The organism is Mesorhizobium vachelliae (assembly GCF_033977325.1).
In the GTDB taxonomy this organism is placed as follows: domain Bacteria; phylum Pseudomonadota; class Alphaproteobacteria; order Rhizobiales; family Rhizobiaceae; genus Mesorhizobium; species Mesorhizobium vachelliae.
The window spans coordinates 156,571-168,244 of the sequence record NZ_JAVIIR010000008.1 but is presented as its reverse complement, the minus strand read 5'-3'; the positions used below and the strand labels follow the sequence as shown (position 1 = coordinate 168,244).

Annotated in this window: 13 protein-coding genes and 2 pseudogenes; 10 read left to right on the top strand and 5 right to left on the bottom strand. The window is 61.7% G+C overall.

Annotated elements, in window-relative coordinates; genetic code table 11:
* The first annotated feature begins 3 nt into the window (after positions 1 to 3).
* The 7 genes from RFM41_RS18545 to RFM41_RS18515 all read left to right on the top strand — a co-directional run bounded on the left by RFM41_RS18545 (position 4) and on the right by RFM41_RS18515 (position 4,845).
* Positions 4 to 207 carry a type II toxin-antitoxin system HicA family toxin gene (locus RFM41_RS18545; RefSeq protein WP_430691475.1) on the top strand — a complete coding sequence of 68 codons (204 nt, stop codon included), beginning with the start codon at positions 4 to 6 and terminating at the stop codon, positions 205 to 207.
* Positions 208 to 211: 4 nt separating this feature from the next.
* A complete protein-coding gene (locus RFM41_RS18540) occupies positions 212 to 418 on the top strand; it encodes a type II toxin-antitoxin system HicB family antitoxin (protein ID WP_320244976.1) in 207 nt (68 codons plus the stop codon).
* Positions 419 to 486: 68 nt separating this feature from the next.
* Positions 487 to 858, top strand: coding sequence for a VOC family protein (locus RFM41_RS18535; RefSeq protein WP_320244975.1), 372 nt, complete (start codon positions 487 to 489; stop codon positions 856 to 858).
* Between the two features lie 413 nt (positions 859 to 1,271).
* Entirely contained in the window at positions 1,272 to 1,607 is a 336-nt protein-coding gene (locus RFM41_RS18530) for a transporter family protein (RefSeq protein ID WP_320319285.1), read from the top strand.
* 81 nt (positions 1,608 to 1,688) lie between these two features.
* Positions 1,689 to 3,059, top strand: a complete 1,371-nt coding sequence (locus RFM41_RS18525) for an amidohydrolase (protein WP_320244974.1) — start codon at positions 1,689 to 1,691, stop codon at positions 3,057 to 3,059.
* A gap of 177 nt (positions 3,060 to 3,236) precedes the next feature.
* On the top strand, positions 3,237 to 3,824 hold the full coding sequence (locus tag RFM41_RS18520) for an HdeD family acid-resistance protein (RefSeq protein ID WP_320244973.1): 588 nt from the start codon (positions 3,237 to 3,239) through the stop codon (positions 3,822 to 3,824).
* Positions 3,825 to 3,828: 4 nt separating this feature from the next.
* The gene (locus RFM41_RS18515) at positions 3,829 to 4,845 is read left to right on the top strand and encodes an AraC family transcriptional regulator (RefSeq protein ID WP_320244972.1); all 1,017 of its coding nucleotides are present in this window, start codon (positions 3,829 to 3,831) and stop codon (positions 4,843 to 4,845) included.
* 126 nt (positions 4,846 to 4,971) lie between these two features.
* On the opposite strand, the pseudogene RFM41_RS18510 reads toward RFM41_RS18515, so the two are convergent.
* A pseudogene (locus RFM41_RS18510) lies at positions 4,972 to 5,832 on the bottom strand (glycoside hydrolase family 25 protein); the annotation flags it as partial.
* Between the two features lie 164 nt (positions 5,833 to 5,996).
* Positions 5,997 to 6,135 (bottom strand): annotated as a pseudogene (locus RFM41_RS34190) (glycoside hydrolase family 25 protein); the annotation flags it as partial.
* A 271-nt stretch (positions 6,136 to 6,406) separates the two neighbouring features.
* Here RFM41_RS34190 and RFM41_RS18505 point away from each other — a divergent pair.
* The 3 genes from RFM41_RS18505 to RFM41_RS18495 all read left to right on the top strand — a co-directional run bounded on the left by RFM41_RS18505 (position 6,407) and on the right by RFM41_RS18495 (position 9,119).
* Positions 6,407 to 7,369, top strand: a complete 963-nt coding sequence (locus tag RFM41_RS18505; protein ID WP_320244970.1) for a DUF1402 family protein — start codon at positions 6,407 to 6,409, stop codon at positions 7,367 to 7,369.
* 14 nt (positions 7,370 to 7,383) lie between these two features.
* Entirely contained in the window at positions 7,384 to 8,025 is a 642-nt protein-coding gene (locus RFM41_RS18500; protein WP_320244969.1) for a DedA family protein, read from the top strand.
* A gap of 173 nt (positions 8,026 to 8,198) precedes the next feature.
* Positions 8,199 to 9,119 (top strand): Tim44 domain-containing protein, encoded by a 921-nt coding sequence (locus RFM41_RS18495; RefSeq protein ID WP_320319284.1) that lies wholly within the window; start codon positions 8,199 to 8,201, stop codon positions 9,117 to 9,119.
* A gap of 31 nt (positions 9,120 to 9,150) precedes the next feature.
* On the opposite strand, the gene RFM41_RS18490 is transcribed toward RFM41_RS18495, so the two are convergent.
* From RFM41_RS18490 to RFM41_RS18480, 3 genes are all read right to left on the bottom strand, one after another.
* On the bottom strand, positions 9,151 to 9,936 hold the full coding sequence (locus RFM41_RS18490; RefSeq protein WP_320244967.1) for a phosphodiester glycosidase family protein: 786 nt from the start codon (positions 9,934 to 9,936) through the stop codon (positions 9,151 to 9,153).
* An 83-nt stretch (positions 9,937 to 10,019) separates the two neighbouring features.
* Complete coding sequence (locus RFM41_RS18485; RefSeq protein WP_320244966.1) at positions 10,020 to 10,532, bottom strand: hypothetical protein; 513 nt, start codon at positions 10,530 to 10,532, stop codon at positions 10,020 to 10,022.
* Positions 10,533 to 10,628: 96 nt separating this feature from the next.
* Positions 10,629 to 11,501 (bottom strand): undecaprenyl-diphosphate phosphatase, encoded by an 873-nt coding sequence (locus RFM41_RS18480; RefSeq protein ID WP_320244965.1) that lies wholly within the window; start codon positions 11,499 to 11,501, stop codon positions 10,629 to 10,631.
* Positions 11,502 to 11,674 lie beyond the last annotated feature (173 nt).

The window sequence follows — 11,674 nt, the reverse complement described above, 5'->3', positions numbered from 1 at the left end:
CCAATGCCGCCGCCACGGCTGACAGTCCGCGAAGTCATTCGCATGCTGGAAGCCGATGGCTGGTATCTGGTTGCAACCAAAGGCAGCCATCGCCAATATAAGCACAACATCAAAGCCGGCCGCGTCACCGTGGCCGGCAAGCCGTCTGAAGAGGTTGCACCAGGGACATTGAACAGCATCCTCAAGCAGTCCGGCCTGAAGGAGTGATGGCATGCGTTATGCTGTAGTCATTGAGAAAGCGGGAGACAATTTCTCCGCTTATGTGCCGGATCTGCCTGGCTGCATCGCGACCGGCGCTACGGTCGCTGAGGTGGAAACCGAAATCCGCGATGCAATCCGCTTCCATATAGAAGGCTTGCGTGCTGACGGGTTGGACGTGCCGAAAGGCGTCAGTTTGGCGGAGTATGTGGAGGCATAGCTGTCGCCGATCATGCCTTCCATCGCAAATGACTGCGCTGGCTTGGTCGCGATCTTCCAAGACATTCCATGATCGATCACATCACCATCGAAGTGAGCGACCTCGCCAAGAGCAAGCTTTTTTACGAAAAGGCCTTCGCGCCTTTGGACTACAGCCTCGCCTTCGGCAAGGAAGGCGTGTTCTGGGCCTTCGACGTCGGCAATGGCTGCCTGTTCGAAATCCAGAGCACGGGCGAGAAGCCGCCGCTCACCCATCTGCATGTCGCCTTCCGGGCAAAGAGCAAGGCCGAGGTCGATGCGTTCCATCACGCAGCGCTCAAAGCTGGCGCGGCGGACAATGGCGCGCCTGGGCCGCGCCCGGACTATGCGGAGTATTACTACGCCTGTTTCGTGCTCGATCCTGACGGCTACAACATCGAGGCGATGATCAACGAGGCATAGTGGGACGACGCCGTCCTGCTTCGTCATTCCAGGGCGGAGCAAGGAGCGAAGCGACGCGCGCAGACCCTGGAATCCATGCCGTTACCTCGGCGCTCCCCGACGGTGCAGAATTCTGCATCGCCACACTCCACGGCTCAGGTCACGGAATGGATCCTCGGGTCAAGCCCGAGGATGACGACCGCGAAGGGAGAGGCGTGAGCGCCCCCTCCTGCTCCCCTTGTGGGAAAAGGTCGATCGGGCGCGCCTGGCGCAGTCGGCCGGACCGTTTTCTAGCCTAACGGTCGGCCGTGTGGAACCGCAGTCAATAAACCGAAAAACCTGCGCGATCTGGATAGCGCCACCCCTTCCAAGCTGAGACCTAAGACCTGAACAACAGCAGTTTGGCTCGATGCTGTTTGTGACGAGGGGCAGGCTTGATCAGACCCGAAAAAGGGCTCTTTGCTGTCGCCATGCTGCCGGCAACGGGAAACGTTGACGCGGTCGCTGGCGAGAGCGGTCCCGGCCTATACGTTTCGGGTTCGACCGCATTCGGGGCGAGGGTGACCCCGCCCGCCGGCCTCTATTTCACGCAAGCACTCATGCATGAAGGTCATGCCGCCGCCTCGCTCGAAGGTGGCAGCCTCGACCTGAACGCCCAGAAGATGACAGCGCCTTGGTCCGGCGCTGTCCTACAGCACACCTATCGGCGGCCGACCGTCCCGCTTTGCCGCACTGCATTATTGGGAATTCGACGTCGAGAACCGTTTTGACGGCCAGGTGACGACAGCCAGTATCACCACCCGTTTCTGAAGCCGGCACTACCCGTTTACATCAAGCCACAGGAGAGGCGTATGGCAAGGCGGACTTTGAACAAGTGGTTCCTTACAGCGGCAGCGACAGCGATGATCGCCGGCATGTCATTGCACATGGCGACGGCCGCACCTTTGGCTGAAGCCGTCGAGCGTAGCTCCAAGGCGATTGAGGCGGATACCGGCCGTCTGATCGAGATGTACAAGGATATCCATCAGAACCCTGAGCTCGGCTTCATGGAAAAGAGGACTTCCGCGATCGTGGCGAAGGAACTCGAAGCGCTCGGCTTCGAGGTGAAGACAGGCATCGGCGGCACCGGCGTGGTCGGCATCCTGAAGAACGGCGATGGTCCCACCGTCATGTATCGCGCCGACATGGACGCGAATGCGGTCGAGGAGGCGACGGGACTGCCCTACGCCAGCAAGGTGAGGGTGCTGCGCGACGACGGCACCGAAGTTCCTGTCGCCCACATGTGCGGCCACGACGCCCATGTGACGTGGATGCTCGGCATGGCCAAGACCATGGTCGCGATGAAAGACGCCTGGAGCGGAACGATGGTGCTTGTCGGCCAGCCGGCCGAGGAACCGATCACCGGCGCGCAGGCGATGATCGACGCGGGCATGTACGATAAATACGGGGTGCCGAAGCCAGACTTTTTCATCGGCATCCACACCGCGCCTGGCCCGGTCGGTATGATGATGAGCTCGGCCGGTCCCAAGATGGCCGGCACCGACCAGATCGACATCCTGTTCAGGGGCGTCGGCGGTCACGGCTCGATGCCGCAGATGACCAAGGACCCTGTGGTGATGGCCTCGCTCGCCGTTCTCGAATACCAGGCGATCGTCAGCCGCACGGTAACCCCGCAGGAGACCGCTGTCCTGACGGTGGGGTCGGTTCAGGCCGGAGCCGACAACAACGTCATTCCCGCGACCGCTCTGCTCAAGGCAAATCTGCGCTGGTACAATCCCCAGGTCCGCGAACAGATGATCGCCGGCATCAAGGCCGTCAGCAACGGCATTGCCCGCACCTATGGCATGCCTGAGGATCAGCTTCCGGTCATCACCATGAAGGGCGGATCGACTCCGCTCGTCAACGACAAGGCGCTTGCCGAGCGCTTGGCAGCGACGATGAAGGGCGTGATCGGCGACAAGAACGTCGTGACCGAATTCCCGCCTGCAACAGGCTCGGAAGACGTGCACCTGCTTCTCGGCCCCTATCAGGATGTTCCCTTCGACTACATGATCGTCGGCGTCGCGGACCCCAAAGTCTATGCGGATGCGGTGGCGAAAGGGCTGCAGTTTCCGTATTCGGCGCACAATCCGAATTTCGTCGTCGATTTGAAGGCTATTCCATTCGGAACCAAGATAGCGACAGTTGCCATGCTCGATCTTCTGGGCAAGCCGGCAAATTGACCAGAGGTCATTTACCAGCCTGTCACCAAAATCAGCCGAAAGCTTCGTAGCTTGTTTCCCCGCAGCCTTTTGAGTTGCGGGGAAATGCTTTTAAGGGGAAGATCCGATTCGGCATCAGTTCTGAGGGATTTATTTTCCAGTTAGGGATTTTCGAACGAGACTACGCAGGAGCAAGAAATGGCAATTTCGATGGACGAGGCTGCCGCTGTTTTCCGGGAAGCTGTTCGAGAGGCCGTCAAGCGCCACTCCCTTTTTTATCTACTTCAAGGAACTATTCTTGTCGCGGCCGGCATTTTGGCCATCGTCTATCCCGTGCTCTCTTCCATGGCGGTCATCACGTTGCTGGGATGGCTGCTCATCATTAGCGGCCTGGCCCAGGCGATCAGCCTTTTTGGCTCACGTCACCTGCCCCATTTCTGGCTTCAGCTCATATCGGTCGTGCTCGCCATTCTCATCGGGTTCCTGTTTCTTAGGGACACCACCCAGGGCCTGCTCACCATCACCCTGCTTTTGATCGTCTTCTTCATGATGGAGGGCATCTCGAAGGTCGTGTTTGCGCTGACGATCCGGCCGCTCCAGAACTGGGGATGGGTGCTTGCGAGCGGCGCAGTCGGCATCGTGCTTTCACTGATCCTTTGGGCGCGCCTGCCGGTTACCGCCCTTTGGCTGATCGGGTTGCTGCTCGGCATTGAATTGGTCAGCGTCGGCGGCTCACTCGCTTATCTCGCCTGGAAAATTCGCCAGGCCGCCAAGCAAATCCCTTAAGCGAATGCAGGACGATCGTTATTCACCATCGAAATCCTTCCTCAGGCATTTTGACGATCCCGACGCATTCGCGGCTGCAATTCCGGGAGGAAATTTTGGTGTCTTGCCGGTCGGCAAGCATTCCTTTCGTGCGATGGCCCATGCGACCAATCTCACTCAGGGTGTTGCCGTCCGCGGCTTTTCAACATCGGATGCCCTGGCGTTCAGATCGGAATTCATCGGGGGTCCGGCACCATCGATCACTTACTTATTTCCCGCGACGCCCGGCGCGGTTTCTCTATTCGATGGCAAGGAGATGTCCGGATCTACCCTGGTTTCGCGCGAGCCGGGCCAAACGCCCCAACTGCGGACCTTCAGTCCATACGAATTGGGCGCTGTCGTGGTGCTTCATGAAGCCCTGAGGCGAGCCGCCGCGGCCTATACGGGCCGCGAACACGCAAGACTGCTGTTAACCCCTGCCTCGCTGACAGATGCGCGTCCCCAAAGCTTCGACCATTTGAAACGCGTATATGCGGCAGCCGCGAAATTGCTCACAGAGCACAACCCAACCGATCTCGGAGATATCGGCCTGCCTGGAATAGTGCTGTTGCGGGACGAGGTGATGGCCGCGCTCCTCGACACAGCGATTTCGAGCGATGTGAAACGTGACCATCGCGCCCGGCAACGACAGACTGCCTCGATGGCAAGGATCGAACGCTTCATCGACGATCATCGCGACCATCCGGAGGGCCTGCAGGCGCTCTGCGAGGAAACAGGCATGGCACTTCGCACAGTCGAGGCTATTGTTCGCAGCCGGACAGGTGTATCGGCTCTCACCTATCTCCATCGCCGTCATCTGGCATTCGCCCGCGAAGCCCTTTTGAATCCCGACGACGGCGCAACCGTTACACGCATCGCCATGCAGAACGGATTTCTCCATTTGGGGCGATTTTCCGTTTTCTACCGCGAGATCTACGGCGAAAGCCCCTCGATGACCCTGGATCGAGTGTTGGGTCGATCGACAACAAAGAAACAATCCTAGAAGACTCGTTCCTTTGCGCGTCCAAGGGGCAGAGCGCTGTAGTGCGTTCGAAGCTCGAAAAGCCAAGCAATTGGCTTTTCGTCCGTTGCGCGGGTCGCTTCTCACCCCAGAAGGAGAAGAGGCGCCTCAGTCCGCGTCGGCCACCATCTGCCCGCCGCCGCCCAGCCAGGCGCGCCATTGCCGCTCGTCGCCATGGAAGACATTGAGGTCGACGCGGCCGCTTACGCCATGCGACAGGCCGGAGCCGGAATACTGCCAGAACAGCCATTTGCGGCCCGGATAGACTTTTGACGGATGCGCCGCCACGGCGCGCAGCCAGAATGGGTAATCCGGGAAGGCGCCGCGCAGGTTGTCGCGATAGAAATCGGGGCTGGTGTAGATGATGGGCCGCTGGCCGTAATGGCGCTCCAGCTTGTCCATGAACACCTGCATCTTCTCCAGCACCTTCTCGCGCGAAGGCCGCCGCTGGCAGGAGGAGTCGCCGTTCCACTCGACGTCGATGACCGGCGGCAGCGCGCCGTCGACCTTGGGCACGTTGCGGATGAACCAGTCGGCCTGCTCGCCCGCCGTGCGGCACCAGTAGAAGAAATGATAGGCGCCGCGCTTCAGCCCGGCAGCATCGGCGCCACGCCAGTTCTTCATGAACATCGGATCGAGATGATCGCCGCCGTCGGTCGCCTTGATATAGGCGAAGTTGGCGCCCTGGGCGCGCAGCTTCTCCCAGTTGATGTTGCCCTGCCAGCGCGAGACGTCGACGCCGTGCACGGCCAGATGGCGTGGCGAAGAGCGGCCGAAATTGATCGGCTTGGCATCGCGGAACGCATAGCGCGTGACCGGGCTGGCGAGCATGGCGGGCGCGGCGCGCGACAGCCGCTTCGGCGGCGAGACGAGCGCGGCCTCCTGCACCGGCGGCTCGACACTGTCCGGAAGATCGGCCGTCGGGAAGTTCACAGTCTCCTCCTCGGCGAGGCCGAAAGGGCGCGAATTCTCGTCGCCAAGGCGCGAGTTTTCGTCGCCAGGGCGCGAGTTCTCGTCACCGGGGCTCGCATTACTCTCATCAAGCAGCGGCGCCGGCGGCTTGATGCGCGCCATGCCCGACATCGACGCGGTCTCGACGTTTTTTTCCCTTGCGGCGGTCTTCACGCCCTTCGACACCGGCGCGCTCGGCCGCACGACCGAGCTCGTCGTCTCGTTGGACGGCATCTGCAAGGCATCGACGCCCGACGTGGACGAGCAGCCGCCAAGGCAAAGCGATGCGAGCACGAAACTGACGACGCCAAAAATCCGCATCTTGACCTGTACGCAAAACAAAACAGACCGAAGGCAGGAACAGCGCCGCCGGAGCCCCATTCCTAATGAGAAATTACCAACAAAGTTTGAATCAAAATTTACTTTTGGACCGACGCGGGCCAGCGCGATTCGGGGTGTGGCTCCGCCACCTCCCCCGCGCGAATTCGACAGAATGCCCACCCCGACCTGCCCTCGCCGCGCTTGACAGATCTGGCGCTCGACGTTGAGACAGGGATAATCCGTTCGCTCTCGATAAAGGCGCCAACCAAAGATGGCCCGTGTGTTTCGTCTCCTCCTCGTTCTGGCTTGCCTTGTCGGCGCTCCGGCCGCGCATGCGGAAAAACTGATCGTGGTGCCACCCGGCAACCGCTTTGAAACCCAACCGCCCATTCCGAGCGCATCGGCCAACCGCACGCGCGCCTTCAAGACCACCTATGAGGAAAAATACCAGAAGATCGTCGCGCTGCTGAAGCACGAGGCGAAGCTCAGGGCGCATATCAAGCAGGTCGCCGCCATCTACGGCATCGATCCCATCCACATCGTCGGTGCGCTGGTTGGCGAGCATACCTACAACGTCACCGCGGTTGGTTCCGTGCAGACCTATTACGTCAAGGCGCTTTCCTATTCCGGCCTCGACTTCGCGTTCCGCTACAAGGGCGTGCGCGTGCAGGATTTCGTCAAGCGCCCGGAATTCGCGGTTTGTGAGCAGGCCAAGGGCAGCGCGGCCCTGTGGAGCTGCCGCGACATGGTCTGGATGCAGCATTTCAGGGGCAAGACCGTGGACGGCGTTTCCTATGAGCCGTTGACCTTCCAGCAGGCGTTCTTCCAGCCCTTCTTCGCCGGCCAGACCTTCGGGCTCGGCCAGATCAGCCCGCTGACCGCTCTTGAGGTCACCGACCTCGTCAACAGGGTGAGCGGCTGCGACAAGCTGACCCCGGACAACCCGCAAGCCATCTATCGCGACGTGATGGATCCCGACCGCAGCATCGTCTACATCGGGGCCATCGTGCATGACGCCATCGAAGCCTACAAGGAACAGGGCTTCGACATATCGGGCAATCCGGGCATCACGGCCACGCTCTACAATGTCGGCCAGCCCAGGCGCCGGGCGGCGGAACTGCGCGCGGCGATCGCCGGCGGCACGACCAACAAGCTGCCTGTCGAGAATTATTATGGCTGGCTGGTCAACGACAAGCTCGACGAGTTGAGAAGCGCGCTCGACAGCGGCAGCTGAGGGCCACCGTTTCGATGGAGAGCTTCGTCGACCAGTGCGTGCGTCTCATCGAGACGCATCAGGCCTGGGCCGGTGTTCTGGTCGGGCTGCTGGCTTTCGGCGAGTCGCTGATCCTGATCGGCATTCTCTTGCCGGGCACCACAGTGCTGGTGATCGTCGGCGGCCTCGTCGGCGCCGGCCTCATCCATCCGCTGCCGGTCGTGGTCGCGGCGATCATCGGCGCAGCGCTTGGCGACATTGTCTCCTACTATCTCGGCATTTGGCTGGGGCGCGGCGTCGTCCACAAATGGCCGCTCAACCGCCACCGGAACGAAATTGCCCGCGCCCGGCTGTTTTTCCGCCGCTACGGTTTCGCCGCGATATTCCTTGGCCGTTTCTTCGGCCCGGTACGGGCCACGGTGCCCCTGGTCGCGGGCATGATGGGCATGGACCGGTCCCGCTTCCAGCTCGCCAACATATTGTCGGCGCTGGTTTGGGCGCCGGCCATTCTCATGCCAGGATGGCTGGCGGCCAAGGGAGCAGGCGAGCTCATCCATTTCAACGCCACAAACATACTGCTGCTTGCGGCGGTCGCGATCGTCGCCGCGATTGTCGTGGCCCTGGGCGGCATCAAGCTCCTCGCCCGCAGTGGAAGGCGCAGCCGCGGGCGAGCTTAGAATCAGGACGATCGTCGCCGGATCGGCGGACGCATTGAAGCAGGGGCTAAACCTGGCCCCCCTGGCACCCCATATACGGGGCTCGCGCAAATGAAGCGCTGCGTACTCAAGGACTGTGCTTAATGTCAAAGTCTCGAACAATCAAAGTCGCGTCGATCCTGATGATACTGTTGATGGCGCTCGGGACCGTCTCCATCGGTCCCGCCGAGGCGCGGATGGGCGGCAGTTTCGGCAGCCGTGGCAGCCGCACCTATCAGGCTCCCGCACCGACCAGGACAGCCCCCTACACGGCGCCCGTCACGCGCTCGATGACGCCTCAAACCACCCAGTCGATCCCATCGTCGCAGTCGTTTCCCAGCTCCACGCGCCCTGGATTCTGGCGCGGCTTCGGCGGCGGTTTTGTCGGCGGCCTGGTGGGAGGACTGTTCTTCCAGGGCCTGTTCGGCATGATGCTGGGCCATGGTTTCGGCGGCCTAGGCGGCGGACTGAGCTTCGTCTTCCAGCTGCTGCTGATCGGCGGCCTCGTGATGCTCGCCATGCGGTTCCTCAATCGCGACAACGCCGCGCCGGCCAACATGCGGAGCGCCGGCGTTCCGTTCGGACGGCAAGGTTGGGGAGGCGCGCCGCCCAACTATTCGTCCAACGCTGCGAGCTTCGGCTCCACTGACGCATCCGGCGCGGATGAAATCGGCATCACGGACGCCGATCGCGACGCGTTCGAACGAATCCTCGGCGAAGTGCAGGCTGCCTTCACCCGCGAGGATCACCAGGGATTGCGCCGGCTGACGACCCCCGAAATGGTCTCCTACCTTTCGGAGGAACTGGCGGACAACGCGACCCATGGCCTCAAGAACGAGGTGACGAACCTTCGGCTGCTGAAGGGCGAAGTAGCGGAGGCGTGGCGGGAAGGCCCGCGCGACTATGCCACCGTGGCGATGCGCTGGTCGGCGATAGATATCATGCGCAACCGCCAGACCGGCGCCGTCGAGAAGGGCGATGCCAACAATCCGGTCGAAGCGAGCGAGCTGTGGACCTTCACGCGCCAGGCCGGAGAACCGTGGCTGCTGTCCGCGATCCAGGACGCCTCCAGCTGAACCTGAAGCGGCGACGCAGCAAGCGCGCTGACTATTTCCTGAACACCCCGATCATCGGTCCCAGGTTCCAGAAATCGTCGTTGCGGCCTATCGCCGGCGCATAGAGGCTGGAGATCGAGCCGTCGAGGAAGAGCGCATTCGGGCAGCCGAGCGCGTCGCGGAAAAGCCGCGCGAATTCGTGGAAGGTGACGACGTCGTTCGAGATGGCGAAGACAGCGACGCCGTCGGCGCGCACGCCGACCCCATCGCGGATTTTCCGCGAAGCGCTGTCGGCCTGGAATTTCGGATGGAGCTTGCCGTCGATGACCAGCATCGGCCCAGACTGGGTGGCGTAGTCCGCCCGCGGGCTCTGTTTGAGATAGTCTTTCGTCGCGCGCACCCCTGCCTTGCCGTCGCTAAGGTAGAAGATGCCGTTGGGTTGCATCGAGAAATTGCCAGTGCCCGGCCCGGTTTTCGCCGACGAGATCTGCCGGCCCCGTTCAACGTAAAGCCCGACCGGCGCGAGGTCCGGATGGTACATGCCGGCATTCATGCCGAAGAGCATGGTGCGTCCGGCAGCCTGCTCGGCGCTGCGCAGATTGTGCAGGGACCGGTAGAGGTTGCCCGCCGGGTCTTTCCAGAAAAGCTCGATCGAATAATGTCGGGGGTCGGCCTCGCAGACGAGGTAGGTGGCCGCCTCGAAGCTGAAGCCGCGGCATGGCGGCAGCGATGCAAGCCATTGGCCGGCTCCCATGCCCATGCCGACCGCGGCGGGCAGGACCGATTTTGCCAGCATCACCAGCAGAGGCACCGATTGCAGAAGCGTCGAAATATCCATGCGCCTACCAATAGGGGAAGCGAGCGGCGAGGCGAACAGCCAAAGCTCTCCCCTCGGGATTATTTACCGGCCCCGCAGGATCGTCACGTCGCCGGAATGCTCGGGTCTTGGAGCAAGTAGAAAATGCGTTTGGGATTGAAGTCGGTGATCGGAAAATCGAAGGCCGCCCGATGGAGCGGGTCGACATGACCTTCGAGGAACCGCAGGCGGTCATAAGGTTCGATCTCGCGGCGGTATGTTGCGAAACTGTCGGAAGAGATGAATTCGGACGGGGTGTGGACCTGGTCGAAAGAGAGGCCATCACCGAAATCGCTGGGCTTGTCGAGGATCGACTGGAGCTCGAACAGGAAATCGACCCAGGGATGGCCGCTGCCATTGAGCGCCACGACGCGCAAATAGAGGATCCCTTCGGTGGCATTGGTCGGCAGTTGCCGCGCGCGGATCGTCAGGATGATGGGATCGGGGGAGTCCAGTTCTTCGCCCAGAATAATCGGGTCGGCCTTTGTTCCGCTGCCGGAAACAGAGCGGATGAAAGCCGCCAAGCTCATCCGAGAAGGAATACTGGCCGGCTTGCCAGGACTGGCCGTCCTGGCCATGAACTTCCGGCACCGGCAGCGCCAGGATCAGATAACCGAGAAAACCCGCGAGGTGGCGCGCGCCTCGTCCACGAGCCGTCGAAAGGACGGGATGCGCTAAGACAGCCATCCCAGGGCAAGACCGAGCAACAGGACGACGCCAAGCACCCCGCGATAGATGACGAACGGCCAGGCGGAAAAACGCTCCAGCACACGCATCAGCCCCCATATCGCGAAGAAGGCCGAGATCGAGGCGACGACGAGGCCGACGGCCAGCACCGACCAGCCATGCCCATCGAGATGGACCTTATGTAGCTCCCAAAGTTCCTTGAGACCGGCAAGGGCGATGGCCGGCAAGCCCAGCAGGAATGAGAAGCGGGCAGCCTCCGGCCGGGCGAAACCCAGTCCAAGCGCCGCCGTCAGGGTCGATCCAGAGCGGGAGACGCCCGGAATGAGCGCGCCGACCTGCGCGATGCCGACGAGCAGCGCGTCGAGTATCGACGCCTGGTTGAGCGTGAGCTTGTGCTTCGCGTAGATCTCGGCCAGAGCCAGCAGGATCGCCATCACGATGCAGGCCCAGCCGATGACGGCCAGGCCGCGCAAAGGCGAATTGCAGGCGTTAAGAACGCCCGAAAGCGCAAGCCCGGCAATCACGATCGGAACAGTTGCAAGCACGATGCTCATCGCCAGGCGGAAGTACCGGTCGTTGAAATCGCGCCGGGCGAGCGCCGACAGCGATCCCACGGTCACGTCCCTGACGTCGCTCCAGAAATAGCTGACCACTGCCGCCAGCGCCGCAAGCTGCATGGCGGCCGAAAAGGCCGAACCGGGATCCTGCCAGCCGAGCACGGCAGGCACGATGCGCATATGCGCGGTCGACGAGATCGGCAGCAATTCGGTGATGCCTTGCACGATGCCTAGAAACGCCACCTTGGCATAACCCAGGCCGACAAAGCCGGTATCCAACCCTTGAGTGCAGACGTCGGTCATCTCAATCCTTTTCCCATCGCCCCGGCCCGAGGCAAAAGTGAATCGTCATTCGGAAAGCCCTGGAAGACAGGCTTAGCCTCACGATAGCGTGATTCCAACTCACGGATTTGTAAGGTGCCGCTAATCCTGCTTGACAACTGGTTTCACCATATTATCCTTCCCTAATCTTACAC